Origin of the sequence: Enterobacter cloacae complex sp. SYL001, from assembly GCF_049237025.1 — a bacterium.
Classification (GTDB): domain Bacteria; phylum Pseudomonadota; class Gammaproteobacteria; order Enterobacterales; family Enterobacteriaceae; genus Enterobacter; species Enterobacter intestinihominis.
Map to the genome: position 1 here is coordinate 1 of NZ_JBMKJI010000030.1, position 25,588 is coordinate 25,588.

Annotated in this window: 26 protein-coding genes; 8 read left to right on the forward strand and 18 right to left on the reverse strand. The window is 54.4% G+C overall.

What is annotated here, in order from left to right:
* Positions 1 to 147: 147 nt before the first annotated feature.
* The 15 genes from ACOTZP_RS20580 to gspC all read right to left on the reverse strand — a co-directional run bounded on the left by ACOTZP_RS20580 (position 148) and on the right by gspC (position 16,390).
* A complete protein-coding gene (locus ACOTZP_RS20580; RefSeq protein WP_022647599.1) occupies positions 148 to 1,974 on the reverse strand; it encodes a chitinase in 1,827 nt (608 codons plus the stop codon).
* A 134-nt stretch (positions 1,975 to 2,108) separates the two neighbouring features.
* On the reverse strand, positions 2,109 to 2,549 hold the full coding sequence (iagB, locus tag ACOTZP_RS20585) for a type III secretion system invasion protein IagB (protein ID WP_022647598.1): 441 nt from the start codon (positions 2,547 to 2,549) through the stop codon (positions 2,109 to 2,111).
* 102 nt (positions 2,550 to 2,651) lie between these two features.
* Positions 2,652 to 5,375: a glycosyl hydrolase family 18 protein gene (locus tag ACOTZP_RS20590; RefSeq protein ID WP_163347668.1), complete on the reverse strand. Its 2,724-nt coding sequence runs from the start codon at positions 5,373 to 5,375 to the stop codon at positions 2,652 to 2,654.
* A 253-nt stretch (positions 5,376 to 5,628) separates the two neighbouring features.
* Entirely contained in the window at positions 5,629 to 6,426 is a 798-nt protein-coding gene (locus tag ACOTZP_RS20595; protein ID WP_271075037.1) for a prepilin peptidase, read from the reverse strand.
* Positions 6,423 to 6,908 carry a type II secretion system protein GspM gene (gspM, locus tag ACOTZP_RS20600; RefSeq protein WP_063150535.1) on the reverse strand — a complete coding sequence of 162 codons (486 nt, stop codon included), beginning with the start codon at positions 6,906 to 6,908 and terminating at the stop codon, positions 6,423 to 6,425. Before gspM ends, ACOTZP_RS20595 begins: the two co-directional genes overlap by 4 nt.
* On the reverse strand, positions 6,905 to 8,038 hold the full coding sequence (gene gspL, locus ACOTZP_RS20605) for a type II secretion system protein GspL (RefSeq protein ID WP_271075036.1): 1,134 nt from the start codon (positions 8,036 to 8,038) through the stop codon (positions 6,905 to 6,907). The genes gspM and gspL overlap by 4 nt, the downstream gene beginning before the upstream one ends.
* A gap of 15 nt (positions 8,039 to 8,053) precedes the next feature.
* Positions 8,054 to 9,064 carry a type II secretion system minor pseudopilin GspK gene (gspK, locus tag ACOTZP_RS20610; protein WP_063146167.1) on the reverse strand — a complete coding sequence of 337 codons (1,011 nt, stop codon included), beginning with the start codon at positions 9,062 to 9,064 and terminating at the stop codon, positions 8,054 to 8,056.
* Entirely contained in the window at positions 9,061 to 9,714 is a 654-nt protein-coding gene (gene gspJ / locus ACOTZP_RS20615) for a type II secretion system minor pseudopilin GspJ (protein ID WP_045308509.1), read from the reverse strand. Before gspJ ends, gspK begins: the two co-directional genes overlap by 4 nt.
* Positions 9,711 to 10,091 (reverse strand): type II secretion system minor pseudopilin GspI, encoded by a 381-nt coding sequence (gspI, locus tag ACOTZP_RS20620; protein ID WP_163347672.1) that lies wholly within the window; start codon positions 10,089 to 10,091, stop codon positions 9,711 to 9,713. Before gspI ends, gspJ begins: the two co-directional genes overlap by 4 nt.
* Positions 10,084 to 10,569, reverse strand: a complete 486-nt coding sequence (gene gspH / locus ACOTZP_RS20625; protein WP_023299697.1) for a type II secretion system minor pseudopilin GspH — start codon at positions 10,567 to 10,569, stop codon at positions 10,084 to 10,086. The genes gspI and gspH overlap by 8 nt, the downstream gene beginning before the upstream one ends.
* On the reverse strand, positions 10,569 to 11,018 hold the full coding sequence (gspG, locus tag ACOTZP_RS20630; protein WP_023299696.1) for a type II secretion system major pseudopilin GspG: 450 nt from the start codon (positions 11,016 to 11,018) through the stop codon (positions 10,569 to 10,571). Before gspG ends, gspH begins: the two co-directional genes overlap by 1 nt.
* Before the next feature lie 3 nt (positions 11,019 to 11,021).
* Entirely contained in the window at positions 11,022 to 12,230 is a 1,209-nt protein-coding gene (gene gspF / locus ACOTZP_RS20635) for a type II secretion system inner membrane protein GspF (RefSeq protein WP_063152060.1), read from the reverse strand.
* Positions 12,230 to 13,708, reverse strand: coding sequence for a type II secretion system ATPase GspE (gspE, locus tag ACOTZP_RS20640; RefSeq protein ID WP_271075034.1), 1,479 nt, complete (start codon positions 13,706 to 13,708; stop codon positions 12,230 to 12,232). The genes gspF and gspE overlap by 1 nt, the downstream gene beginning before the upstream one ends.
* Before the next feature lie 14 nt (positions 13,709 to 13,722).
* A complete protein-coding gene (gspD, locus tag ACOTZP_RS20645) occupies positions 13,723 to 15,645 on the reverse strand; it encodes a type II secretion system secretin GspD (protein WP_023299693.1) in 1,923 nt (640 codons plus the stop codon).
* 13 nt (positions 15,646 to 15,658) lie between these two features.
* Positions 15,659 to 16,390 carry a type II secretion system protein GspC gene (gene gspC, locus ACOTZP_RS20650; protein ID WP_045623351.1) on the reverse strand — a complete coding sequence of 244 codons (732 nt, stop codon included), beginning with the start codon at positions 16,388 to 16,390 and terminating at the stop codon, positions 15,659 to 15,661.
* A gap of 300 nt (positions 16,391 to 16,690) precedes the next feature.
* On the opposite strand from gspC, the gene ACOTZP_RS20655 reads away from it, so the two are divergent.
* Together ACOTZP_RS20655 and ACOTZP_RS20660 are read left to right on the forward strand one after the other, a co-directional pair.
* The gene (locus ACOTZP_RS20655) at positions 16,691 to 18,253 is read left to right on the forward strand and encodes an ExeA family protein (RefSeq protein WP_271075033.1); all 1,563 of its coding nucleotides are present in this window, start codon (positions 16,691 to 16,693) and stop codon (positions 18,251 to 18,253) included.
* Positions 18,253 to 18,885, forward strand: coding sequence for a hypothetical protein (locus tag ACOTZP_RS20660; protein ID WP_045623349.1), 633 nt, complete (start codon positions 18,253 to 18,255; stop codon positions 18,883 to 18,885). Before ACOTZP_RS20655 ends, ACOTZP_RS20660 begins: the two co-directional genes overlap by 1 nt.
* 3 nt (positions 18,886 to 18,888) lie before the next feature.
* On the opposite strand, the gene ACOTZP_RS20665 is transcribed toward ACOTZP_RS20660, so the two are convergent.
* The 3 genes from ACOTZP_RS20665 to ACOTZP_RS20675 all read right to left on the reverse strand — a co-directional run bounded on the left by ACOTZP_RS20665 (position 18,889) and on the right by ACOTZP_RS20675 (position 20,924).
* A complete protein-coding gene (locus tag ACOTZP_RS20665; protein ID WP_022647582.1) occupies positions 18,889 to 19,512 on the reverse strand; it encodes a helix-turn-helix domain-containing protein in 624 nt (207 codons plus the stop codon).
* Between the two features lie 261 nt (positions 19,513 to 19,773).
* Positions 19,774 to 20,604: an N-acetylmuramoyl-L-alanine amidase gene (locus tag ACOTZP_RS20670; protein ID WP_063146173.1), complete on the reverse strand. Its 831-nt coding sequence runs from the start codon at positions 20,602 to 20,604 to the stop codon at positions 19,774 to 19,776.
* On the reverse strand, positions 20,601 to 20,924 hold the full coding sequence (locus ACOTZP_RS20675; protein WP_003858361.1) for a heavy metal-binding domain-containing protein: 324 nt from the start codon (positions 20,922 to 20,924) through the stop codon (positions 20,601 to 20,603). Before ACOTZP_RS20675 ends, ACOTZP_RS20670 begins: the two co-directional genes overlap by 4 nt.
* 97 nt (positions 20,925 to 21,021) lie before the next feature.
* On the opposite strand from ACOTZP_RS20675, the gene ACOTZP_RS20680 reads away from it, so the two are divergent.
* The 6 genes from ACOTZP_RS20680 (at position 21,022) to artJ (ending at position 25,541) form a co-directional block, all read left to right on the forward strand.
* Positions 21,022 to 21,540, forward strand: a complete 519-nt coding sequence (locus ACOTZP_RS20680; protein ID WP_022647580.1) for a lipoprotein — start codon at positions 21,022 to 21,024, stop codon at positions 21,538 to 21,540.
* A 226-nt stretch (positions 21,541 to 21,766) separates the two neighbouring features.
* A complete protein-coding gene (gene artP / locus ACOTZP_RS20685; protein ID WP_006809439.1) occupies positions 21,767 to 22,495 on the forward strand; it encodes an arginine ABC transporter ATP-binding protein ArtP in 729 nt (242 codons plus the stop codon).
* Positions 22,496 to 22,513: 18 nt separating this feature from the next.
* The gene (artI, locus tag ACOTZP_RS20690; RefSeq protein ID WP_006174322.1) at positions 22,514 to 23,245 is read left to right on the forward strand and encodes an arginine ABC transporter substrate-binding protein ArtI; all 732 of its coding nucleotides are present in this window, start codon (positions 22,514 to 22,516) and stop codon (positions 23,243 to 23,245) included.
* 6 nt (positions 23,246 to 23,251) lie between these two features.
* Positions 23,252 to 23,968: an arginine ABC transporter permease ArtQ gene (artQ, locus tag ACOTZP_RS20695; RefSeq protein WP_003858367.1), complete on the forward strand. Its 717-nt coding sequence runs from the start codon at positions 23,252 to 23,254 to the stop codon at positions 23,966 to 23,968.
* A complete protein-coding gene (gene artM, locus ACOTZP_RS20700; protein WP_022647579.1) occupies positions 23,968 to 24,636 on the forward strand; it encodes an arginine ABC transporter permease ArtM in 669 nt (222 codons plus the stop codon). The genes artQ and artM overlap by 1 nt, the downstream gene beginning before the upstream one ends.
* 173 nt (positions 24,637 to 24,809) lie before the next feature.
* Positions 24,810 to 25,541: an arginine ABC transporter substrate-binding protein ArtJ gene (gene artJ / locus ACOTZP_RS20705; RefSeq protein ID WP_015571008.1), complete on the forward strand. Its 732-nt coding sequence runs from the start codon at positions 24,810 to 24,812 to the stop codon at positions 25,539 to 25,541.
* The last annotated feature ends 47 nt before the right edge of the window (positions 25,542 to 25,588 follow it).

A 25,588-nucleotide genomic window follows, 5' to 3' on the forward strand; every position in this document is an offset into this window, starting at 1 on the left:
CCACCGCCGTATGTTCCCCTCACCCTAACCCTCTCCCCGGAGGGGCGAGGGGATTGCTCAGTGCTCGCATTAATTTGTGGGGAACCCTCAGCCCACAGGGAGAGGGTGCAAACATTAAAACGGCAACCCGAGGGTTGCCGTTTGCTTTTACAGAGCCGTCCAGGCTTCAGCCCATGCCAGGCCTGCACCCGGCTCATAGTACGTCGGCGCACTGTTACACCAGCCGCTGTACGGGAACGGTTTGCACTGGAACAATTTACCGTGGTTGTTCACGATATCACCGGCGTTGTACTTGCTGTTCGCGCTCCATGCCGGGTAAGACGTATCTTCTCCGGATGGCGTTGCCGCTTTCGCTTTCACGTTCAGCAGGTAAGACGTGGTGCTGCTCAGCTCGCCATCGCTGACGGTCAGGCTCACTTCATACTGCTGCGCCGTTGCAGACTCAGGCGCCTTAAAGGTCACCACCGCTTTATCTTCGCCGGTCACGGTCTGGCCATCCTGAGAACGCCAGGTGTAGGTCAGCTTGTTGCCGTCTGCGTCGGTAGAGCCTTCCGCGCTCAGAGAAACCTGCGCGCCCGCTTCAACGGCACCGATTGGGCCCGCAATCTGCGCAACCGGCGCGTGGTTCACCGCGACAGGTTCAACCGGAGTTTCATCCGGAACTGGCGCTGGCGTTGGGGCCGGCGTAACATCTTCAGAAGGTGTTGGCGTTGGCGTGACCGGGGTTTCGTCCGGCGTCACCGAGGAACCGTCGTCATTCACGATATTCACGTTATAGAACTTCTGCACGCACTTGCTGTAGTCGCCCTCTTTGAACGCGCTGAACGGTGTCTGATAACCCACCAGCTGGCAAGAGTAAGTCTTGCCGTCCGGGGTATCCGCGCTCCATCCCCAGTCCTGTTCCCAGTAAATCTTCAGGGCGCCTGCGCCACCTTCGTCAAACTGCTTCATGTTGGCGCAACCCAACACTTCGTTCGCCGGAACAGGGACTTTCAGGTAGTTCGCAAATTCTTTGTAATACTTGATACGGTTCTGAGACTGCGCAATTTCAGTCGGGCCGCCGCACTCAACGCCACCGTTGATGATCTGGGTTGTTACACCGAAGCCCGGGACCAGGCCGTTGGCTTTATCGTGATCGTTCGGCTGCCATGTACCGTCGATCACCTGCAACATGCTTGGTTTTGGCGGCTGTGGATAGGCGAAGAAGAAGATAGCACTGGCCAGGTTCAGCCAGGTGTCCGCCACCAGCTCAGGTTTATCGAGCAGGGTACGCACGTCGCCGTACATCGCTTCAGAGAATGGACCGTAGTTGTAGTTGTAGGACAACTGTTTCGCACCGCGTCCGAAATAGCTCAGGAAATCGCCGTCTTTGTCTTTACCGCAAGGCCAGGTCTGTCCCTGCCAGACGTCCGGGTTACATTCGCCGTTATAGCCGCCCTTCTGCCCTTCGCTCCAGCCCATTTCACGCACGTGGACCAGCGCCTGACGCCATTCGGCTTCCGGACGCCAGCTTTCGTGGCCGCCGGTTTCCTGGGCAAAGTGGGCAAACATGGTCGCCAGCTCTTTGCGGCAGATAGCGTCGCTGTCACGACCGTCGTTGTAGGTCTTACACAGCGCCGGGAATTTACCCACGGCTTTCAGGAAGTTGCTGTAGGTATAAGCCTGTGCACGCAGCGGGAAGAGATATTCCCAGTCGCTGGCTTTCACAATCCCTTCAACGCGTTTGACGTTGTCCGGGTTCGCCGCGCGGCCTGGCTCAATCAGTTCGACCTGCGCGTTGTCCAGGGTCTGAATAGTCTCTTTAACGGAGGCCATCAGCGGGAAGTTAGTGAGCTCATGCTCTTTCTTCGCCAGATCGCTGGCTTTCATGGTGTACGGCTCGCCGGTGGTCGCCTGCAAAGAGGCGGCCTGCGCCATAAAAGGTGCAACGCAAGCACCAGCAACAAGTACACTCAGTAACGTCCTTTTGTTCATTTCAGTTTTCCTGTTCGTTTCAAATTAAATGTTAATATCCCGGCTTAGGTATTATTCCGTTAATACATAAACCACATTCAGCTGTTTTCACTTTTCGAAGAACACCTTCAGGAATTCTTCAAAAATAAAAAACGTTAATCGCGTGCTGCTAATTTTAATTGCTGATATTTAGCCCAGACCTTATGGGCATATTTCATCCGCTGCGGATAATTCTCTTTCTTCAACCCGGCGTTATAAGCGCCTACCGCTTCCCAGTTATAGCCATATACTCTTATCATTCCGGAGAGAATGGAGGCACCCACCATGATGGAGGTACACGGCTCGGTCATTAAGCGATACTCATCGATGCCTCTGCTTTCCAGCGCGGTAAAATGCGAGCTGTTGATTTGCATCAGCCCGACATCCCGCGTGCCATCGCGGTTTTGCCCAACCGCGTACGGATTCATACCGGATTCCACATTCGCTATCGCGTACAGTAAATAAGGGTCGACATGATAATAACGCGCCGCTTTATCCCAACAGTTTGCCAGAGCGCCCTGGCTTATTATTAATAACAACAAAATGAGCTTTTTCATTTTTACCTGCTGACTTTATTGGTTATTTCTCCTTAGAAACATCCTGTAAAATGAATTTTTAATTACTCCCCCTCAGAAGGGGGGAGTAATTAATGGGTTAGATTATTTGCAATCTGTTGATGCGCCTTCTTTTACCCATACGTCGCTATTTGCTGGGTTATCACCACGGGTCCACCATTTCGCACGGTAAACGTTACCTTCATAGGTGGTGGTGTCGCCGCCGTTGTAGACCAGGTCAGAACGCCAGTTCATCTTCACGTTGCTTACCAGCTCCCACGCGTCCATACCGAAGCCAGGCTGATTGCCCTGAGTCCAGTATTTCGCTTTCCACACGAGGTGGTCGAAGCTTACGGTATCGCCGTTGTTATAGATTTTGCTCGCGTCCCACGCAGCGTATTTGCTGGCGTTGGCATCGACAGGTGCATCGCAGCTGCCGGTGGTATCGTCAGCTGGCGGGGTTACGTCGTCAGCCGGTGGTGTGACGTCATCGGCAGGAGGCGTTACGTCGTCAACCGGTGGGGTTACGTCATCGGCAGGAGGCGTTACCTCGTCAGCCGGCTTAGGCTCCACCGTCACCTGCACGTCAGACTGCACGCTGGTTTTACCGTCCGTCACAATAACGCTCAGGGTGTAGGAAGAAGTATTGTGCACTTCTGGCGCAGTGATGCGAACGTTGGCCGAATCAGTGCCGGTCGCGTTCATATCAGCCGGTACGCTCCAGCTGTAGGTCAGCGCGTCACCATCAGGATCGGATGCCTGTGCGTGCAGAGAAATTGCTTCACCGGACTGAACGGTAACGGCTTCCATAGCATTGATTACCGGCGCCTGGTTGGCTTTAGGCGCTTTATTCACAACCTGGACGTCAACAGCATTGCTCAGCCCTTTAGCGTCGGTTACGGTCAAACGGAAGACCAGGTTCTGGTCGCTTGTCACAGCCGGAACGCTAAAGCTGGCTTTTGCTTTGGTGCTATTGGCGATGGTCACAGAAGGGCCTGAAACCTGCGTCCATTTATAGGTCAGCGCATCGTCGTCCTGGTCGCTGGAAGCAGAGCCATCCAGGGTCACGGTTGCAGGACCGGTGACATTTTGATCGGCAGCTGAAGCCACTGGCGCATGGTTAGTCTCAACAGGCAGATCCGGGATGGAACTTCCGCCCAGCAGGCTTTCGTTCATGGCGTTCAGGATATCGCCGTTATCAGACTCGATAGACCATGCGAACAGTCCGCCCAGGTTTTTGTTCAGTACGTATTTGCCTTTCGCCATAACGGAACGGGCGTTATCGTACGTCACCAGCTCACCGGTGGACTTGTTGAACACGTACGGCGCTTCAGCCGCTTCGTCATATTTGTATTCCCAGCCCGGTTTGCCCAGCATCTGGTTGACGATTTGACGATAGTCAACGATACCGCTTTCCCATGTCCCTTTAATTGGTCCGGTTGCGGTGCCGGTAAATGGATTATCGCCAGTATAACCATGAACGCCGGTCCAGCCGCGGCCATACATACCTGCGCCTACCACGATCTTGCCTGGCTTAACGCCCTGCTCCAGCATCGCTTTTACCGCGTTATCGGTGGTGTAGTTAGTGTCTGGTTTCCAGGAAGCACCGTACAGGGCGGTCTGGTGGCCCAGATCGGTATTGCTCCAGGCACCGTAGAAGTCGTAGCTCATCAGGAAGATATGGTCGAGGTACTGCTGCGTGGTGTTATAGTCCACGTCTTCGATCTTATCTTTACCGGCACCGATTGCAGTAGTCAGCTCGTAGGTACGACCGGTTTCCGCAGACAGTTCATTCAGCATCTGACGCAGGTCGTGCATCAGCGCGGTGTAGGTGGCTTTATCGGTCTGAGGATTGCCGAGTTTGGCGTTTTCACCGCCGCCGCCCGGGAATTCCCAGTCAATATCCACGCCGTCAAACACTTTCCAGGTGGTCAGGAAGTCTTTTACCGACGCCACGAAACGGTCACGCAGTACTTTGTTATCCATCTGATAGAACGGATCGGACAGGGTCCAGCCACCAATGGATGGCAGAATTTTCAGGTCAGGATGGGCTTTTTTCATCGCCATCAGCTGCCCATAGTTACCTTTGTAGGGATCGTCCCAGTTGCTTACGCCTTTCTGCGGTTTCTGCAATGCAGCCCATGGATCGTGAATGGCCACGGTGTAGTCCTGACGGCCAGCACAGGCGCGTTTCAGGGATTCCAGTGCACCTGAAGATTTGGCGCTGTCGTTAATACCGTCGCCGCCGCAAATTGGAATAAAGCCGTACAGCAGGTGGTTAATGTTCGCGACCGGGATCTTATCCGCAGAGAAGTTTCGATCGTAAACGCCCCACTCAGGGAAATAGGCACCGACGACTTTATCGGTATGCTGAGCGAAAGCTTTGTTATTTTCCAGCAGCGGCGTATTCAGCGGCAGCAAATGGCTTCCGTCGGTATCCGCAACGATAATCAGTTTGCTTGCGCTTTTGGTACAGCCGCTGTCGTTACACAGTTCGACCTGTTCCTGATAGCGGCCCCCTTTTTTGACTTTGAAGGTCGCAGAACCCGCCGCGCTGCCCGCGCCGGTCCAGACGGTCTTGCCGTCCAGCAGCACTTTTGCAGACGTTGGGGCGTCACCGCTCCAGACGTTCCATTCCACTTTTACATCAACACCCTCTTTATGCACTTTGATGAGGTTGTTGTAATCCTGTGCCGCCTGATCCACTTCTACCAGCGCAAATTTATCATTGCCCGATGTAATAGAAGGCGTACCCGGCGCAGCTGCAAATGCGGAGCTGGTGGCCGCCGCAATAAAGAGCGCCAGATATTTTGGTTTCATAAATTTCATTTTTATTTCCTGATAAATTTATTTATAACGTAATAACCCATGCCTTCCGTGAGATCATGGATGCGTTTCGCGTAATGCGTATTTAACCAACGTGAGTGCCGTAAACAAAAAATTGTTGCTGCGCTGTATTCCTCCATAAAAAGATACAAGCCAAATCCCGTGTAGCTTATATCTCCTACGATACACCGAGCGTAAAGAGTCGTCCTTCTCTCCCAGCATCAAAAAGATTTATAAAAAACCTTGACCAGTATATTTAAAATGTGAAAGCAAACTGCTGACTAATAAACACCACGATTCCAGAAAAGGCGAGGTAAGGACCAAAAGAAATAGTGAGGTTATTTTTATTTAAATTATTGACGGCGAAATAACCGACAATACCGCTTAACGCTGCCGCCAGTTCAATGGAGGGTAATCCCTGCCAGCCGCACCAGGCGCCCAGCGCCGCCAGTAGCTTAAAATCCCCGTAACCCAGCCCTTCTCGTCCGGCGATCAGACGAAAAGCCCAGTAGAGCAGCCAGAGCGACAGATAGCCCGCCACCGCGCCAAACAGCGCATCACGTAGCGGCAATGTGTGGTCAATAGCATGGAGCACTAACCCCGCCCACAGCAGCGGCTGGGTCAGGCAGTCCGGCAACAACTGATGCTGCCAGTCGATCATGGCCAGCGGCAGTAAAAAAGCCGCCAGTAACCACAAAGAGAACAGCGCCTGAACGTCCGGCATGCACCAGGCCGTGATGCCAAAAAACAGCGCGGAGAACAGTTCCACCAAAAAGAGTCGCAGTGGGATCGCGCTGCCGCACTGGTGGCAGCGCCCCCGTAATAACAGCCAACTGAGCAGCGGGATATTTTCCCATGCAGCAAGCGTGTGCTGACACACCGGGCAGTGCGAGGCAGGAAAGAGCAGATTGCCGCTCCCCTCCTCATCCATCACCATTCCCGGTACGCGCTCGGCAACAACGCCAAGAAAACTGCCCATAATCCCGCCCAGGATAGCACTCATCATCGGGAAACCGAGCGGACAGGCCTCCCGCATCAGCGTGAAGGTATTCATGCGCTTTTTGACCAGGTAAGCTGCACCTGTGCTTTCACATCGCTGAGGTGGTCAACCGGCGTGAGGTTTATTTTTTGCAATGTCACGCCGGAGGTCTGATTAATTTCACGCAGCCAGCTTTTTAATTCATATACATTTACCCGATTCACCACGAACGATAAAGTTTGCCCCTCCTGGCGCACATCCGTCAGTGAAAGATTAATTTCATGAGCGCTGTTCTCGACCACCGTACGCGGATTATTCGTTTTAACTAACTGGACCTGAAGATGATTTTTATCAATTTCACTGCGCATCCAGTTAAGCGTCTCTTTTTGTCTTTTAAGCGTCGATTTACTATTTTGAATCATATTATCCAGGGGAATTACTCCTGTGTAATACACCGCAGCCGCCACAATGGCAACGGCACATATTTTTAAAATGATTTTTTCCCGGGCGCTGTAATTCTGATAGCGTGATTTCAGCTGCGCGATTCGCTCTTTCATTTATGTTTCCCTGCGATCATGGCGGTATACGGTTCGGTTGTTGAAACAGGTTGTAAGGTAAAATCAAAATTCTCACTGGTCTGGTTCACAAACGCCTGCAACGCGGGCTGGCTTTGCGCGCTAACGCTCAGCGTCAGGGTGTTTTGCTGCGCATCGTATTCCAGCAGATCGATCTCCATCGCAGGGACTGACTGCCGGGCTTTCTCCAGCTCCTCAAGCTGAAGAAAGAACCCCTTGCTCTGTTTTTTCAGGCTTTGGCCAAAGTGATATTTGATATTGGTCTGCTGGCGCATGCTGGGGAAATGGTGCTGATAAACCTGAACGATCTCCTGCTGAACCCGATTTTCCTGCTGCACAAGCATCCAGGCCATCGCAATGCGCGGCCCCAGCAGCAGACCAACGGACAGCAGGCCCGCCGCTATCATCGCTGCTTTCATGCTTTTTGCGGCCTGGCCATGACCGGCCTTAAGGCTGAATTCACCGTGAAGCAGATTCACACGACAGGTTTTCCACTGCGGCTGGATCAGCACCAGCGGATGCTGCCAGGCATGCTGTACGTCAACGTGAACGTCCGCAGGCGCGTCGCCGTAGCAACACACTTCCCCGTCTCCGGCTTTCTGCATCAACAGCGGCAGCAGGGTTCCCTCCATTTCACCCGCCACGTGGGGAGATAAACGCAGCCAGTAGCCTTTATCCTGTGCGACCAGCGTGCTGCCCCCTGCCGCCACGGGCAGCAGCCAGGCATCAGGCAGGGCCTGAATCACGTTTAATCCGGCCTCGTGACAGCGGGTCAATGCCGTACGCAGGCGGTCGGCGTCAATGGCAACGGCGTCGACGTCAGCGCCTTTTTTGTAGAGCACTGTCCAGTGGAGGTTGTCCACGTCGCCAATCAGCGTCTCTTCCGCCATCCACGAGAAGGCCATCGCCTGAGAAGCCACCTTTTTCGGCAGCGTGAAATGGCGGAAAATCATGTCGCTGGCGGGCAGCAGGAGACAAACGCGTGTAGCCAGCGGGTGTTCGGCCAGCATCTCCAGGCTGTCGAGCACCTCGACGCGCTCGCTGCCGGACTCACAGCACATTATTTTCCCGCCCTCGCGGCTGTCGGGGCGAACAAAAAGTACCTGTTTCATAACGTTCTACTTTTCTTATTCAATCATTCGGTAACGACGCTGCCACGTCACGATCTCACCGGCTTCGTTATTCATCTGAAGCTGGCTGACCACGCGAAGCGTTAATTCATCGGTATTGCCGCTGTAATTCACGCGGAAGTACCGGCTGTTTATAGAAAATTGATCTGCCACCTGCGGGAGATCGTCTTTTAACTGCGGGAAGGTCTGCTCCAGCGCTTTGCTGAACGCGTCCATATTTTCCCAGCCCGATTCCGGACGTGTATCCAGCAGACGAACCGCGTCATCCTGCGTGAATTTTCCCGGAAACATGGCCGCCAGCACAGCGGCCTGTTCCGGTTGCAGGGTGTTAACGTCCACCTTGCTGGCGGCGTCCGGCAGCACGCATAACAGCTTGCTCACCTTCGGATATGCCGTAACCGGGAACGCTGGCAGCAGTTTGATCTCCGCGATGCTGCGCATCATCTGGTTTGCCGGTTGCCGGGCGGGCACGACGCCAGCCCACGCATCGCTTTCGGCACCCTCTTTCGCCGTGGTGCTGTCACCATCGAGATAATCCACCAGCTGGAAATAGACCGCCTCCGCCGTGCCCGGACTGAGCCCGCTTTCCGTCAGGAGTTGTTCAACAATCCGCTCTTTACGCGGTTTTTCCGCCACCGCGGGAGCGCTTTGCCCCTGGGGCGCGACGTCGGCGGTCAACAGGTTATTGACGTTAAAGCAGTCCTGAGCGTCTTCCACCTGGCTCACGACCGTGTAGTCTTCTCCCTGCGTCTCCAGCGGCTGATGCCAGTCGCCGTCCAGTGCCAGCGGCTTGCTCTCGCCGCTGGCATCGGTCTGTAACCTGTCCTTCACCACTTTTTCCTGGGCCTGCATCGCCCAGCGCAGCTGCTGCTGGCTTATCTGATAATGCGTTTTCTGCAAATTACGGCAGAACTGCTGGCTGATTTTGGCGGCCAGCGCCGACATCATCACCAGCAAAATCAGCACCACCAGCAGAGCGACGCCCTTTTGTTGACGGATTCGGTTCATGGTCTGGTCTCCGGCGAAGGCGCAGGGGTTGCGTCCGGAGTCGTCGCAGGCGCGTCGGCGGCTTTCTCTGGGGCAGCGGCAGCGGCCACCTCCGGCATATCCCCCGGCGTGGTGAACACCCAGCGCCAGGTATCCCCGTTTTCCATCGTCAACGTAACCTCCACGCCGTCCGGCAGATGGGCGGCGTCGTGCCAGGCTGTCTGCCAGCCCTGACGATAAAACCGCCACTGCAATGCTTTTACGCCGCTGACAATCGGCACTTCGTCAGGCTTAACGTCCACCGGGCCGTCAATGACCGGCCAGACGTCGCGGTACAAACGCCCCTCTTCCAGCCGCCAGCGCACGCGCTCCAGCTGGACCGTTCCGCTCACGCCATTCAGGGTGGTCAGTTCAAGGGCATCGCCCTCCTGACGGAACCGCTCTGGCTCATTACGCGGCGCTCGCGCCTGTAGCTGGAAAAAGTCGCGCTCCATCAGACTCCAGCCGCGCTGAAGCTGGTTGAGCTTAGCGGCGCTGGCATCGGTGGCCGAGCTGGTACGCATCGCGCCGTCCAGAATTTGCCAGGCCAGGGTGCTGATTACCGCGAAAATAGTCAGCGCAATCATGATCTCCAGCAGGGTAAATCCGCGCTGGCGTCGCGTTTTCTTCACTTGCTCTCTCCCGGCGGAATGATGTGCAGGGAAATAACCGGCTGGCTCTCATCGCCTTCCGCATAGACGCGAATGGAGTTCGCCCAGCCGTTGTCGGCGGTTTTCACTCGCTGCTTACGCCAGTTCCAGCTGCGCCCGCCCATGATTTCCGTCCCCTGCTGCTCAGCATCCGGGAAGTCGGTTTTGGTGAGCTGCGCTTCCGCCAGCTGATTTTCCGCCACCCAACTGGCCTGCAAGGTATCGGCCAGACCATGGGTAAAACGCACGTTCAGGGAGACCGAGTTCATTAGCGCCAGCGCGGAGGTGGAGAAAATCACCAGCGCGACCATCACCTCCAGCAGCGTCATCCCCTTTTGCTTTGTGTTGTCGTTAGCCATCGTTTTCTACCGATACCGGCGCCGCACCCTGCGACACCACGCGGAAATGGTGCTGTTTGTCGTAACTTTGCAGCGTCAGCGTAAAGCGGCTGATTTCACCGTCCGGTAAAAAGATCACCTGTGGCTCGGACGCCACCGTCGCGGCCAGGCGCTGCGGCGAGAGCGACACGTGCATCTCTTCCGGAAAATCACCTTTGGTGGTAATACGTCCGGCAGATAATGGCACCCAGTGACGCTCGCCATTTTTATCCGCGATCGTCACCAGCTGATATTTATCAGTGGCGATCACCAGCCCGACAATATTTCCGTCCATCACCGCACGGTCTGAACCATAATCAACGAGCGCTTTTAATTGCTGGCCAAATATATCCGCGCCGCTGCGCGAAGGAATGGTGGACACCACCATCATGGCGCAGCTGGCAAATATCACCAGCGCCAGAATAATTTCCAGCAACGTAAAGCCGCGTTGATTTTTCATTACTTCTCGTTCTTATCCAGAGACCAGTTGGTAATGTCATCGGCAGTATTCGCTTCGCCGTCCGGACCCGCAGAGAAAATGTCCACCGCACCGTGTTCACCTGGGCTGACCAGAATATAATCGCTGCCCCATGGATCCTGCGGCAGGCGGCGAATATAGCCATCCGCGCGATAGCCGTTCGGGATTGGTGCGATTTCCGGCTTCGTCACCAGCGCCTGCAAACCCTGCTCTGTGGTCGGGTAGCGGTGGTTGTCCAGCTTATACATATCCAGCGAGCCTTCGAGCGCGACAATATCGCTGGTCGCCTTTTGCGTATCCGCTTTTTCTTTATTACCCATTAAGTTTGGCACTACCATACTCGCCAGAACGCCGAGAATAACAATCACCACCATTAATTCGAGCAATGTGAAGCCCGCCTGGCGAGCCAGGTTTTTACGTTTTAGAGCCATGATTTAACCTACCATATTATTAAGTTGCAGAAGCGGTTGTAATATTGAAAGAACGATGAATAAAACAATCGTCGCCATGGATACCACCAGCGCCGGTTCAAATACCGACAGCGTTAATGTAATTCGATGCTGTAATGCCGATTCCTGATTTTCTGCAGCGCGATCCATTAAATTACCTAATTCCCCGCTCTCTTCACCGGAGGCAATCATATACAGCATGGTTGGCGGGAATAATTTCGCCTGTTCCAGCGCCGCATACAGCGACGCCCCCTGACGTACGGTATCGGCGGCCTGCTCCAGCACCTGCCGGGCATAGAGATTTTCAATACCGTCCATCGCGATATACATCCCCTCCAGCAGCGGCACGCTGCTGGCCTGCAAAATGCTCAGGGTACGGATATAGCGGGCGCTGTTGATGGCGCACACCAGCTTTTTAATCGGCGAGCCGTTCACCAGCCAGCTGTGCCAGCGAAAACGGTTTTTCACGTTTCGCACCCAGGTTTTGAAGCCGACGAACGCCCCCGCCAGGCTGCCGATAATATAGATACCCCAGGCTTGCAGGAAATCACTTACCGCAATCAGCGTCCGGGTGGTGATCGGCAGTTGCTGTTTCATGTGGGTAAACTGCTCAATCACCTGCGGCACCACCGCCACCAGCAGAATGCCGATCACCGCGATAGCGACCACGGTGAGGGTAATCGGGTAGACCATCGCCTGCGTCAGCTTGCTTTTCATCTTCTGGCGCTGTTCGTTGTACTCCGCCAGCTTCTCCAGCACGTCGCCCAGGTGGCCGGTCTTTTCACCGGCCATCACCAGCGTGCAGTAAAGTTTGTCGAAGGTGCGTGGAAACTGACTAAAGGCGTCGAACAGCGTATGCCCCTCGACCACCTTCTCGCGGATCTCCATCACCATCGCCGCCAGCTTTTTATCTTCCGTCTGCTTAGAGATCGCCTTCAGCGCACTTTCCAGCGGCAGCGCGGCGTTCACCAGCGTCGAAAGCTGACGGGTAAACATCGACAGCACCGGGGTAGAGAGCTTCCCCCCGGTTTTCGCTTTCCCGCCTGTCGCCGTTTCGCGGGTTTCGGTGATACTCACGGGCATCAGCTTTTGCTCGCGAAGCCACTGGCGAACCTGCTTCTGTCCCTCGGCCTGTAACGTCCCGCGCTGGGTTTTTCCCGCGGCACTCGTCGCCGTCCAGGCGTAGAAAGCCATTACGCATCCCCCCCACGCTCGGCGGTGACGCGCATGACTTCTTCCAGAGACGTCACGCCGCTAATCACCTTCAGCAGCCCGTTTTCACGCAGGCTGTAGGCCTGCTTAAAGAGCTGCGTTTCTATGGACATTTCGTCCTTATCTTCATGGATGGCGCGGCGCATGGTACTGTCCACCACCAGAAACTCATGAATACCGGCGCGGCCCTGATAGCCGCTCTGACGGCAGTGTTCACACCCCACCGCGCGATAAATCGCTTTTGGCGGCGCGTCCATAAAGCTGAACAACGCTTTTTCATTGGCATCCAGCGGACTGGTGGTCCGGCAGTGCGTACACAGCCGACGCACCAGACGCTGGGCAATGACACCGAGCAGCGATGAACCGATTAAAAACGACTCCAGCCCCATATCCCGCAGACGGGTTATCGCCCCTGGGGCACTGTTGGTGTGCAGCGTCGACATCACCAGGTGACCGGTCAGCGACGCCTGCACCGCGATCTGGGCGGTCTCACCGTCGCGAATTTCCCCGATCATCACCACGTCCGGGTCCTGACGCAGAATCGCGCGCAGCCCACGGGCAAAGGTCATGTCCACGCGCGGGTTAACCTGCGTCTGCCCCACGCCTTCCAGCTCGTATTCGATCGGGTCTTCCACGGTCAGAATGTTGCGCTCGTGACCGTTCAGCGCCGAAAGAATGGCGTACAGCGTGGTACTTTTACCGGAACCCGTCGGGCCGGTAACGAGGATGATCCCGTGCGGGCGGTCAATCAGCCCTTTCAGCTTCTCCAGCTCTTCATCAATCAGCCCAAGCTTGTTGATGTCGGGCTTGAGATTGCTTTTATCGAGCAGGCGCATGACCACGCGCTCGCCGTACTGAGATGGAATGGTCGACACACGCACGTCGATGGCCTTACGGCCAATGCGCAGGGAGATACGTCCATCCTGGGGGAGACGTTTCTCGGCGATGTCGAGTTTCGACATCACCTTAATACGCGACACCAGCAGCGGCGCGAGCTTACGCGCCGGTTGCAACACCGGGCGCAGCACGCCGTCAACACGAAAGCGGATGCTCAGCGTGCGCTCGAAGGTTTCGATATGAATATCCGACGCGCCGTCCTTCACCGCCTCGCCGAGAATGGCGTTGATCAGGCGGATCACCGGTGAGTTTTCGTCGTTATCGAGCAGATCTTCGTTATCCGGGATCTCCTCGGTTAAGGCCATCAGATCGATATCCGCGTCCATGTCGTCCACCAGCTGCTGCGACACGCCGCTGCTCTGCTGCCAGATTTTGGCCAGCATCTCGTCAAACGCTTCCGGCGTCACAGTGACGGGGATGAAAGCACGGCCCAGCACCCGGCGCACCTCCAGCAGAGCATGCGCAGGAGTGTCGTCCCGGATATAGACATCATTGTTGTAAAACAGAACGCCGTTATCTTTTGCGTAGCTGCTGCTACACAGTGTTTTACTCAGTTCGTCCACGTTACCCCTCCGCGCTATTCTTTAAACGGATTGCGCGTGGCGCTGGTTTTCACCGGTGCGGCGCCAGTGCTTGCAGAGGGAAACGCGGGCAGGACGGCGTTGTCAGTCGGCTCAACAATACCGAGCTTTTTCTCCTCCACTCGCTGCATCTGGCGCACCCGGATCTGGTCATATTTCTCTTTCGAGGCCGCGCTGTAGTTGTCGTCGTCACGCAGGACGGTGGTATGAATAAACACCATCAGGTTGCGTTTGGAAGTATCCTGCGAGGTGTAGCGGAACAGCTGACCGACCAGCGGGATATCGCCGAGCAGGGGCACTTTGGACACGGACTGTTTGGTCACATTTTCCATCAAACCGCCGAGCACCACCGTCTGACCACTGTGGACCATCACTTCGTTATTAATCGTGCGCGTGTTGAAGGTTGGGCCGAGGCTGGAGTCTTCCGTCGCGCTGTTGTCGACACTCGACACTTCCTGCTCAATCTTCAGATGGATCATGTCGCCATCGTTAATCTGCGGCACAATCTTCAGCTTGGTCCCTACGGTTTTACGCTCAACCGAGTTAAAGACGTTGTCGCCGCTGGTGGTTTGCGAACCGGAAAGCACCGGCACATCCTGACCGACGTTGAACGACGCTTCTTTGTTATCCAGCGTGACCACGCTTGGCGTGGAGAGGATGTCATTTTTGCCGTCAGTGGAAAGCGCGGTCACCAGCGCACCGAAGTCACCGTTAAAGAAACCGGTCGCAAGGCCAGTGAAACTTGCCCCTTTCATGGTGCCATTTTTAATCTGGCTGATTGGCAGGCCGGTGGAGCCAAACTGCACCCCGCCGTGCTTGCTGGTCCACTGCACGCCAAGATCCAGGCCGTTACCGTCCTGCACTTCGGCAATGATCGCTTCCACCAGCACCTGCGGACGGCGAATATCCAGCTTGTCGATCACTTTCTCGAGGGAGTTCATCACGTTAGGCTGTGCGGTGATCACCAGGGAGTTGGTTGACTCGTCGGCGGTAATATTCAGATCGGTTGAGGCGCTCGCGGATTTCGCTTTGGCCGCACCCGGCTTGTCTTTCAACTGCTCACCAATCCCGGTGAGAACCGGCACCACTTTGGTGGCGCTGGCATATTTGAGGTAGAAGACGCGGGTATTGCCCTCGTTATTCTGCTCACGATCCAGCTGATGAATAAGGGAACGGGTGCGCGCCCGCGCATCTTCCGCGCCGCTGATCACCAGGCTGTTGGTTTCGTCATCCGCGACGACTTTAGTCGCCAGCTGCGGCGCGTTCTGCCCTTTCTGTTCTTCATTGTTGAGGTTATTCAACATCTCCGAGAGTTCTTTGGCGGACGCAAAGCGCAGCGGGATGATTTCGCGACGCTGGATGCCGTCTTTATCGACGCGCTGCACCAGATCCACCAGCCGGTTCACCACCGAGGCTTTACCGGTTAACAGCAGGACGTTGGACGGCTCAAAGTGGACCACATTCCCGATACCGGTGGCATCGTTGAGCTGACGCAGCAGCGGGGCCAGCTCACGAACAGGCACGTTTTCCATGCGCACCACGCGGGTGATGATCTCGTCACCTTTGCCCGGATTTTTGCTGTCTGCCAGCGGCGCACCGGCGGTACGCGCTACGCTTGAGCGCACCACTTTGACCATGCCGTTGTCCATCGGGATCACCGACAGGCCGTAGAGATCCAGCACGCTCAGAAAGAATTGATAGTACTCATCTTCCGTCAGCACGTTGTAGGTTCGGACCGAGACGGTTCCCTGGACGGACGGATCGACCAGAATGGTTTTATTGAGATTGCGGCCTACCGTATCGATAAACTCGCGAATATCAGTATTTTTAAAACTCGCGCTAAAGTTAGCTGCAAGCAGCGAACTGGAATATAACGACAATGCGGTCAGCGCCACGCACGCCCAGGGAATTTTTTTCATGTCTGCACACTTTTTAATTGTTTAGAACATTAATCCGAATATTTTCAAGGTGAGCGTGACGTCGTACGATGACCTCCGCTTCTTTCATTTTTGACCAGTTGGCAATAATGCTTTTCGCTTTTGCTTCATCGGTCATATCGACAGAGTTAACCTGAACCGCCACATCGCCTTTTTCCAGACCTGACTGGCTGTAAAAGGCGGAGGCATTCCTTGCGTTTATCCTGTAGCCTTCCAGTCGGCCCTTTTCAATTATGGGTTTTAACACCAGATAATCATCAAGATGCACACTCTCTGCGCCAACATCTTTTGTCGATTTCGTTACCGGGCCGCTATCCACGCCACCCTTAAAATAGTCCGGTTTATTTAATGCCAGAACCTGCGTAGTACCTTCATAATTAACCACCACATTATCTTTGTTTATTTCCTGAATAAATGCGTCGTTAAATCCAGAGAGAGGTTCACCCTCACGGTAGCTTCTCTGACCGCCTGGCGTTTTGATGACAGCAAAGGAGAGCCAGGCGTCATCGCTGTTCACAATACCTTCGATTTCAGCTGCCAGCGGGGCTTTCACCGCACCCGGTAAGATTTCCTGACGCACGGCTGCCGTAAAAAGCGAAAAGGATTTCTCTTCGCGCGTTTTTTTCAGCGGCTGTTGATCGGCATTAGCCAACTTATTCATAACTTTTTTATAATCTTTAAAGGTGAGATACCCTTGCTGGCCGCAAAAGATCAGCAGCACAAACATAATACAAGGCGTTATCCACCGTGAAAGAAATGAGAACCTCATTTTTTATCCGGCCTATAGCAAAGCAAAAATAAGCAGCATCATACTGCGCCAATATGGATGAAAATAGTAATAAGCTGATGCAAATGCGACCACTGACTTCGCCGCTAACTTTCATAAAGAAAAATATTGACCGTATAAAATCCAAATGTTAGACGCTGCCAGCAGGATATTTTTACCCTGTTTGCAAATTGACCGTTCAGGGGCGTTACCTTACTTTCTGATGCTGTTGCTATTCCTAATCAGAGACGGTAAGTCGTTATGTATCAGAGCCACTTTAATTTTAAAAATCCGCCATTCAGATCGATCGCCCGTTTATCCGGGGGTTTTCTGGTGCCTTATCATCAGGATGTGTTCAACCTGTTGAAAGAGAAAACCCAGCAGGCGGGAATTATCGGGCTCTTTTGCGACGACGCCCCGCTTCTGGGTCACTTCAGCGATGCGCTAAAAACCCGCCACAGTAACGTCCTTGTTATCAATGCGTTTCCCAAACTGAGTGCCAGTAGCCTGCTGTACAAGCTCAATCCGGTAACGAAAGAGAGCAAGAATCGCCTGCAGGCGGTGGATGCCATCCTGCGCCAGTGGCACGAGGGAAAAGCGAAAACCAGAGTGCTGGTGATTTCACACGCCGAAGCCATGAAAGAGAGCTGCCGTGAAGTCCTGGGTACGCTGCTCACGCGAGCCCAGGAGCTGAACTTCCGGCTCTCCGTGGTGCTGACGGGCACTGCGGATCAGGAAATCCTGCTTAAGCAACCTGAACTGCGCGAATATACACACACTCGTCATGTCCTGCGCCCCCTGACCTGCCGCGAATTCCTGGGCTATGTGCAGGCGCAATGCGAAGAACACGGCTGTGAAAATTCGCCGTTAACGCCGGCCCGCGTGCGCAAAATGCACACGTTGACCAAAGGCAACATCAGCAAACTTAACGAACTGGCGCACCTGTCAATGCTCGCTGCCTGGACGGAACGCGCGTCGCAGGTCAGCCCGCGTCATTTACGCCTGGCGGCGGGAGAGATCCTGCCCGCGAAAAAACACGGTAAGCGTCTGGCAACCGTGGGGCTGTTCGCTTCGGTGCTGTTTGCCGCCTGCGGCTGGTATTTAACCTCGTCCATCAGCGGGCACCTTCCCATCCAGCTGCCGGTCCCCGTCAGCTGGAAACAGCCGACGCGAAAAACGGAGGCGCCCGTGGTGCCGGTTATCGACAATGAAATGGTTAATCAGCCGGATGCGATGCACCAGCTCTATCTGATGTGGGGATATGATGCCTCGGCCGAAGATGCGCTGTGCCAGAACGCCGCTAAAGTGAACCTGATGTGTAAACAGGGGAACGCGTCGCCGGAGACGCTGGCGCAGGAAGGGTATCCGTGGGTCAGTGAACTGAAAACCAGCGGTCACCTTAACTATGCGGTGGTCGCCAGGGTCGGAGATACATCAATTGACCTGTTAATGAATAACCGGACCTGGCAGGTGAGCCGCAGCTGGTTTAACCGGCATGCGACCGGCAACTTCACCCAGTTGCACCGCCTGACACCGGAAGGAAAAGACGCGATCGGCGCGGCCAGCGACAGCAAAGACATGGCCTGGCTCGATCAGCAGTTAAGCATCGCGCTGAACCAGCCCGAAACGCATGCCCGGATCTGGACCGCAGAGATGATGAAACGCACCCGTGAGTTTCAGCAAAAAATGCATCTGCACGTGGATGGCATCCCCGGCGAAGAAACGCTGATGCAGCTGATGCGCGTAACTAACAGCACGCCGAGCGTACTGATTCAGGCCACCCGCACTACCCCGGACGCAAAAATGCAGGAGAAGAAAGCCTAATGTCGACCATCTGCCTTGCGGCCCAGCGCAGCTATACAACCGGGGAAGCGGTCTGGTTTTCGTACCGCCTCCCCAGCCTGAAAAACGTTTTCGGCAAAACAGCATTATGGATGGTCGGCCTTTGCGCCATGCTGGTTGTCGGCCTGTATATGCATGTCTACTGGAACATGCGCCACCCGGCACCTGAACCGGTCAACGCCAGCGTTGCCAAACCGGAAACCCAGCTTTCGGAGATGCACTACGTGTACGTGAGTAAACCGTTCCCGCATCCGCAGCCTAAAGCTGCGCCAGTGCCTGTTGATGTTCCACCGATGCAGGATCTGCCGATCATCAGTGATGATGCCGACTGGCAGCAGGCGCCCGACGGCGCGGTGCCGCAAGACCCCTCGCGGGATACCCTACCCGGAACTGAGGCGCATGAGCACGATACCGCCCCCGCCAGCACGAGCAGTGAAGAGTCATCATTAACGGAATTATTTAAACAGGCATTAAAAGAGCAGGAGCAGGATTATTCTCAAGGAAAAATTCCCGCACCGCCGGTTGACGAAACGCAGGATAATTCACAAGCAAGTGTTAAAAACAGTGAAAACAGCCGTTCCCCTTTCAGTGATAAAGGAGATCGGCGGGAGTAGGCATTAATATTTTTCAGGCAGTGCGGTGAGGTTAAGCAGTCGACCTTTTTCCACCACAATATATTGACCTTTTTTCAGATCGGAGAGGATTTTAATAATGGTGCTACGTGCCAGGTTAGTGTATTCCTGAATGTAATCATAAACGTTAATATCACGCTGATGCTGTACAATCAGGTCGTTGATCTCATATAAAAATTCGCGAACAACAGAATATGCGCTGCGAGCGACCAGAATATCATCGCGCTTGCTCATCAGGCATATGTACCAGGAAAGCACTTTTGTCAGTTCAGGCCACAGGTTTTTCTCGGTCATCAGCTGGGCGAAGACCTCTTTCTTGATCGAGCGAACAACCGTATTCGACCGAACAAGGCCGTACATATGGGTGGCGTTGTAATACATCGACGACAGGCCGAAAATGCATTGCCCGGTAACGGTGAACAAGCACAGTTCGTCAGAGTCACGTCGAAATTCGACTTCGCCGCTGACAATAATATGAATTAAACCGGAATCAGCAGTGGAAATCTTCTGCCATTTTTTCAACGTTCTTTCTTCAACGCATGAGGTTGCAGAAATAATCTTTTCCATTTCATGTTGCGGACGTAATTTTTTTCCATAGATGCTTAACATTGTTATACCCGTTTTAAGATGTGATTTTAAAAAAACATGGCAACGGCATTCATACCGAACCATAAATATTTTCCTGATGAAAAACTCAAGAATAAAAAAAAGAGTAAAGTTTTTTATTCGCTAAATTGCTTAGCGTGCTATGTGTCCATCTTAAATCCGAATAATTTTAAGTCAATTAACTAAAAATGAAATGAGATTGTACTTAGGATTAATCTAATAGAAACTTGCGGAAATATACTCATTTGGGGGTAAGCCAAAGGTTTACCCCTGCCCGTATTTCTCTAAAAGTGCTTCGGCAATCGCCATGGTTTCAACATCCGCTACGCCATTCCATAACTGCGGACGGAAATGCATCTGGAACACCATGATGATGCGTTTTTGCTGTGCAGGCGTGCTGTTTTCTGGCACCTCGTAACCGTAGCGCGCCAGCAGATCGAGCAGTGCTGCGGTATCAACCTGCTGATAATGCGGTCGCCCGTTGATATAAAAATTTACCCGCGCCGGTTCGGGCCAGGCTCCGATGCCCTGCTGCGCCAGCTCGCGCCACGGAAACAGCGGGCCAGGGTCGTCTTTACGCTGCGGGGCGATATCCGAATGGGCCACAACGTTCTGCGGTTTAATGTCGTAGCGGGCGATGATGTCTCTGGCAAGCGGGATCAGCGCCGCAATTTGCCCCGGTTCGAAGGGGGTAAAGATTTTCACGCCATCGGTTTTCCGCCAGCCGCGGTTTTCCAGCTCAATGCCGACGGAGGTATCATTTATGCGGTTGGTCCCACGCCAAAAGCTAATACCTGCATGCCAGGCCAGCTCGCTCTCCGGCACCAGCTGCCAGATACGCGGTTTGCCCTGCGGAGCTGGGGGCTTTGCGGGGATGAGATAGTGAGAGCTGACGTTTTTATCGGTTAAGGTCGCAAGAGAGGTGTCGAAATCATCGGCGGTGTAATGGATCACCAGCACCTTTATGCGCGGGTAGGCCGCCTGCGCCTGATGGCGCGTATCAAGTTCGTACGCGCCTTTATCAACAACGCCCTCTTCCGAGGCGCATCCTGCCAGCAACAATGCCAGCAGGAGGGTTGAGAGCGAACGCTTCATCGACGGGTTTTCACCGCCGTGCCGCTTACGCTCACCATCAGCATGCTGGCATCTTTCCCGACCGTTTCGTAGTCGATATCAATGCCCACCACCGCATCCGCGCCCAGCGCTTTGGCCTGCTCGCCCAGCTCCTTAAACGCAATGTCACGCGCTTTACGCAGTTCTTTCTCGTAGGCACCGGAGCGCCCGCCGACGATATCCCGAATGCCGGCAAAGAAGTCCCGGAAGATGTTGGCGCCCAGAATCGCCTCACCGGTGACCACGCCGCAGTACTCGGTAATGGGTTGACCTTCCAGGGTTGGTGTTGTTGAAAATTGCATACTTCCTCTCCGTCTTTAGCGTTCAATGCGTTAGCAACTGCATTATCGGTTCGTTACGCTATGATTGAAAGGATAGTTAATAAATAAGGAAATCAACATGCGCTACTCTGCTTTAACGCTTTTAGTGCCCTGCGCGCTGGTGCTCAGCGCCTGCACTACGCCGGTCACGCCAGCCTTTAAGGATATCGGTTCCCGCAGCGGCCCCTGCATTGAGGGCGGCCCGGACGCCGTGGCGCAACAGTTCTATGATTATCGCATTCAGCATCGCGGTAATGACCTCACCGCCCTGCGCCCGTACCTGAGCGATAATCTGGCGAAACTGCTTAATGACGCCTCGCGCGATCCGCAGCAAAACGCGCTGCTTTCATCCGATCCGTTCTCCAGCCGCGCCACGCTGCCGGACAGCGCCGACGTCGCCAGCGCGTCCACCATTCCGAATACCGACGCACGGAATATTCCTCTGCGCGTGAAGCTAACCCAGGGAACGCAAACCTGGCAGGATGAGGTGCTGATGATCCGTGAAGGCCAGTGCTGGGCAATAGATGATGTGCGCTACATTGGCGGCAGCGTTCATGCTCCGGCGGGCACCCTTCGCCAGTCGATTGAGAACCGCTAACGCATACGTTAAATAAACGTTAACCCCGTAAAATGTCCGGCATTTCATGCGGAATGCCGACATTTATTCTCGCCCCCCTTTCCCGTCGCTATTTTGTGCTATGTTTAAGAGGAAACACGGGTTATATTTAACTTTTAACGCAGAAATATTGCATAACTATTCTGTCAACGGTACTATCTGCGGCCTCAATTGCTATAGATTGCCTGGATGAGTAAAGACTGCCCCGATGAGTATTAAACTAAACGGCATTAACTGCTTCTACGGCGCACACCAGGCGCTGTTCGACATTACGCTGAGCTGCCCGGAGGGCGAAACGCTGGTTTTGCTCGGCCCAAGCGGCGCGGGAAAAAGCTCCCTTCTGCGTGTTTTAAATCTGCTTGAAATGCCCCGTTCGGGAACGCTGGCCATCGCCGGTAACCATTTTGACTTCGCGAAAACCCCTTCTGATAAAGCGATTCGTGAACTGCGTCAAAACGTGGGCATGGTTTTCCAGCAATATAATCTCTGGCCGCATCTGACGGTGGTGCAAAACCTGATTGAAGCCCCGTGCCGCGTGCTTGGCTTAAGCAAAGACCAGGCGATGGCGCGAGCTGAAAAGCTGCTGGAACGTCTGCGTCTGAAACCGTACAGCGACCGTTATCCTCTGCATCTCTCTGGTGGTCAGCAACAGCGTGTGGCGATCGCCCGTGCGCTGATGATGGAGCCAGCGGTGCTGCTGTTCGACGAACCAACCGCAGCGCTGGACCCGGAAATTACTGCCCAGATCGTGAGTATCATTCGTGAACTGGCGGAAACCAACATTACCCAGGTCATCGTGACCCACGAGGTGGAAGTGGCGCGCAAAACCGCCAGCCGCGTGGTCTACATGGAAAACGGGTATATCGTTGAGCAAGGTGATGCGAGCTGCTTCACCAACCCGCAAACCGATGCCTTCAAAAACTACTTATCACACTGATGTGTTAGGGAAATTATAATGAAAAAAGTATTGATTGCCGCGCTGCTTGCTAGCGTCAGCCTTTCCGCTACCGCAGCCCAGACCATCCGTTTCGCCACTGAAGCGTCCTACCCTCCGTTTGAATCCATTGATGCGAACAACAAGATTGTTGGCTTCGACGTGGATCTGGCAAATGCCCTGTGTAAAGAGATCGACGCGACCTGTACCTTCAGCAACCAGGCGTTCGACAGCCTGATCCCCAGCCTGAAGTTCCGCCGTATCGACGCCGTGATGGCCGGTATGGACATCACTCCGGAGCGTGAAAAGCAGGTTCTGTTCACCACCCCTTACTACGACAACTCGGCGCTGTTCATTGGTCAGAAAGGTAAATACGCCTCCGTTGACCTGCTGAAAGGCAAGAAAGTCGGCGTGCAGAACGGCACCACGCACCAGAAATTCATCATGGATAAGCACCCGGAAATCACCACCGTGCCGTATGACAGCTACCAGAATGCGAAGCTGGACCTGCAAAACGGCCGTATCGATGCGGTGTTCGGGGACACGGCTGTCGTGACTGAATGGCTGAAAGCGAACGACAAGCTGGCCGCCGTGGGTGACAAGGTGACAGATAAAGACTACTTCGGTACAGGTCTGGGTATTGCCGTACGTCAGGGCAACACCGAGCTGCAGCAGAAATTCAACGCTGCGCTGGAAAAAGTGAAGAAAGACGGCACCTACGAAACCATCTACAAAAAATGGTTCCAGAAGTAATTCCTGATGAATGAAATTTTTCCTTTAGCAAGCGCCGCCGGGATGACCGTCGGCCTTGCCGTTTGTGCACTGATTATCGGCCTCGTACTGGCGATGTTCTTTGCGGTGTGGGAGTCCGTTAAGTGGCGCCCTGTCGCATGGCTCGGTTCAGCGCTGGTGACTGTGCTGCGTGGACTGCCGGAAATTCTGGTGGTCCTGTTTATCTATTTCGGCTCCTCACAGCTGCTGTTAACGCTGTCGGACGGCTTTACGATTAATCTCGGCTTTGCGCAGATCCCGGTGCAAATGCAGATTGAGAACTTCGACGTCAGCCCGTTCCTGTGCGGCGTAATTGCGCTCTCCCTGCTCTATTCGGCCTATGCGTCACAAACGCTGCGCGGCGCGCTGAAAGCGGTACCGCAGGGACAGTGGGAATCCGGTCAGGCGCTGGGCCTGTCGAAAGCGGCGATCTTCTTCCGCCTGGTGATGCCGCAGATGTGGCGTCATGCCCTGCCAGGGCTGGGCAACCAGTGGCTGGTACTGCTGAAAGATACCGCGCTGGTGAGCCTGATCAGCGTGAACGATTTAATGCTGCAAACCAAAAGTATCGCCACCCGTACGCAGGAGCCATTTACCTGGTACATCGTCGCGGCGGCTATCTACCTGGTGATCACGTTGCTGAGCCAGTACGTTCTGAAGCGTATTGATCTGCGCGCAACGCGTTTTGAACGGAGACCAGGCTGATGCTGGATTATTTACCCGAACTGATGAAAGGGCTGCACACCAGCCTGACGCTGACCGTTGCGTCTATCATCGTAGCGCTGATCCTGGCGCTGTTCTTCACCATCGTCCTGACGCTGAAAACGCCGGTGCTGGTGTGGATTGTCCGTGGCTACATTACGCTCTTTACCGGTACGCCGCTGCTGGTGCAGATCTTCCTGATTTACTACGGTCCAGGGCAGTTCCCGTCGTTACAGGAATATCCGGTTATCTGGCATTTGCTCTCTGAGCCATGGCTCTGCGCCCTGATAGCTCTCTCACTGAACAGCGCGGCCTATACCACGCAGCTGTTTTACGGCGCGATCCGCGCGATCCCGGAAGGCCAGTGGCAATCCTGCGGTGCGCTGGGCATGAGCAAGAAGGACACGCTGGCGATCCTGCTGCCATACGCCTTTAAGCGTGCGCTCTCTTCCTATTCCAACGAAGTCGTTCTGGTGTTCAAAAGCACCTCTCTGGCCTACACCATCACCCTGATGGAAGTGATGGGCCACGGGCAGCTGCTGTACGGACGTACCTACGACGTGATGGTGTTCGGTGCGGCGGGTCTGGTCTATCTGGTGGTCAACGGTCTGCTGACGCTGATGATGCGTCTTATCGAGCGTAAGGCGCTGGCGTTTGAGCGCAGGAATTAATCACGCCAATGCATAAAACGGTATTCATTGAGCGGGTAACCTGATGGGTTATCCGCTTTTTTTTGCAACAAAGGTAATATTTAATCATTTTTATTGCATATAAATTCATTAGATGGCACTGTATATCCAGGCCGCAGACACGGCGCATAAATAAGACAGACGGGAGCATTACAATGAAAAAGTTAGTTCTGGCCGCATTACTCGCAACCTTCGCCGCAGGCGCATCCGCCGCAGATAAAATCAATTTTGGCGTTTCTGCCACCTATCCGCCGTTTGAATCGCTGGATGCCAGCAACCAGATCGTCGGCTTTGACATTGACCTGGCGAAAGCGCTGTGCAAGCAGATGCAGGCCGACTGCACCTTTACTAACCACGCGTTTGACAGCCTGATCCCGTCCCTGAAATTTAAAAAATACGATGCGGTGATCTCCGGCATGGATATCACCCCAGAGCGCAGCAAGCAGGTCGCGTTTACCGACCCGTACTACGCGAACTCTGCGGTAGTGATTGCGAAGAAAGGAGCTTATAAGTCTTTCGACGAACTGAAAGGCAAGCGCATCGGCATGGAAAACGGCACCACGCACCAGAAATATCTCCAGGACAAGCATCCTGAAGTGAAAACCGTGGCCTATGACAGCTACCAGAACGCAATTATCGACCTGAAAAATGGCCGTATCGATGGCGTATTTGGCGACACCGCGGTCGTGAATGAGTGGCTGAAAACCAACCCGCAGCTGGGTACAGCGACGGAGAAAGTGACCGATCCGCAGTACTTTGGTACCGGCCTCGGCATCGCGGTACGTCCGGATAACAAAGCCCTGCTGGAAAAACTGAACGGCGCGCTAAAAGCGATCAAAGCTGACGGCACATACCAGAAAATCAGCGAGCAGTGGTTCCCGCAGTAATCTCTTTTTGCCGGGTGGTCTGGCCTACGGGGGTGGTCTGTAGGCCG

Coding starts and splice junctions, on each gene's coding strand:
- gspL (WP_271075036.1), bottom strand. CDS start 8,038: ATGAAACAGGTACTTTTTGTTCGCCCCGACAGCCGCGAGGGCGGGAAA.
- gspD (WP_023299693.1), bottom strand. CDS start 15,645: ATGAAAAAAATTCCCTGGGCGTGCGTGGCGCTGACCGCATTGTCGTTA.
- artQ (WP_003858367.1), top strand. CDS start 23,252: ATGAATGAAATTTTTCCTTTAGCAAGCGCCGCCGGGATGACCGTCGGC.
- gspG (WP_023299696.1), bottom strand. CDS start 11,018: ATGGCTCTAAAACGTAAAAACCTGGCTCGCCAGGCGGGCTTCACATTG.
- artJ (WP_015571008.1), top strand. CDS start 24,810: ATGAAAAAGTTAGTTCTGGCCGCATTACTCGCAACCTTCGCCGCAGGC.
- artM (WP_022647579.1), top strand. CDS start 23,968: ATGCTGGATTATTTACCCGAACTGATGAAAGGGCTGCACACCAGCCTG.
- ACOTZP_RS20670 (WP_063146173.1), bottom strand. CDS start 20,604: ATGAAGCGTTCGCTCTCAACCCTCCTGCTGGCATTGTTGCTGGCAGGA.
- ACOTZP_RS20665 (WP_022647582.1), bottom strand. CDS start 19,512: ATGTTAAGCATCTATGGAAAAAAATTACGTCCGCAACATGAAATGGAA.
- gspH (WP_023299697.1), bottom strand. CDS start 10,569: ATGAAAAATCAACGCGGCTTTACGTTGCTGGAAATTATTCTGGCGCTG.
- gspC (WP_045623351.1), bottom strand. CDS start 16,390: ATGTTTGTGCTGCTGATCTTTTGCGGCCAGCAAGGGTATCTCACCTTT.
- artP (WP_006809439.1), top strand. CDS start 21,767: ATGAGTATTAAACTAAACGGCATTAACTGCTTCTACGGCGCACACCAG.
- ACOTZP_RS20655 (WP_271075033.1), top strand. CDS start 16,691: ATGTATCAGAGCCACTTTAATTTTAAAAATCCGCCATTCAGATCGATC.
- gspK (WP_063146167.1), bottom strand. CDS start 9,064: ATGAACCGAATCCGTCAACAAAAGGGCGTCGCTCTGCTGGTGGTGCTG.
- iagB (WP_022647598.1), bottom strand. CDS start 2,549: ATGAAAAAGCTCATTTTGTTGTTATTAATAATAAGCCAGGGCGCTCTG.
- ACOTZP_RS20680 (WP_022647580.1), top strand. CDS start 21,022: ATGCGCTACTCTGCTTTAACGCTTTTAGTGCCCTGCGCGCTGGTGCTC.
- gspF (WP_063152060.1), bottom strand. CDS start 12,230: ATGGCTTTCTACGCCTGGACGGCGACGAGTGCCGCGGGAAAAACCCAG.
- ACOTZP_RS20580 (WP_022647599.1), bottom strand. CDS start 1,974: ATGAACAAAAGGACGTTACTGAGTGTACTTGTTGCTGGTGCTTGCGTT.
- ACOTZP_RS20675 (WP_003858361.1), bottom strand. CDS start 20,924: ATGCAATTTTCAACAACACCAACCCTGGAAGGTCAACCCATTACCGAG.
- ACOTZP_RS20660 (WP_045623349.1), top strand. CDS start 18,253: ATGTCGACCATCTGCCTTGCGGCCCAGCGCAGCTATACAACCGGGGAA.
- artI (WP_006174322.1), top strand. CDS start 22,514: ATGAAAAAAGTATTGATTGCCGCGCTGCTTGCTAGCGTCAGCCTTTCC.
- gspM (WP_063150535.1), bottom strand. CDS start 6,908: ATGAAAGAGCGAATCGCGCAGCTGAAATCACGCTATCAGAATTACAGC.
- ACOTZP_RS20590 (WP_163347668.1), bottom strand. CDS start 5,375: ATGAAATTTATGAAACCAAAATATCTGGCGCTCTTTATTGCGGCGGCC.
- ACOTZP_RS20595 (WP_271075037.1), bottom strand. CDS start 6,426: ATGAATACCTTCACGCTGATGCGGGAGGCCTGTCCGCTCGGTTTCCCG.
- gspI (WP_163347672.1), bottom strand. CDS start 10,091: ATGGCTAACGACAACACAAAGCAAAAGGGGATGACGCTGCTGGAGGTG.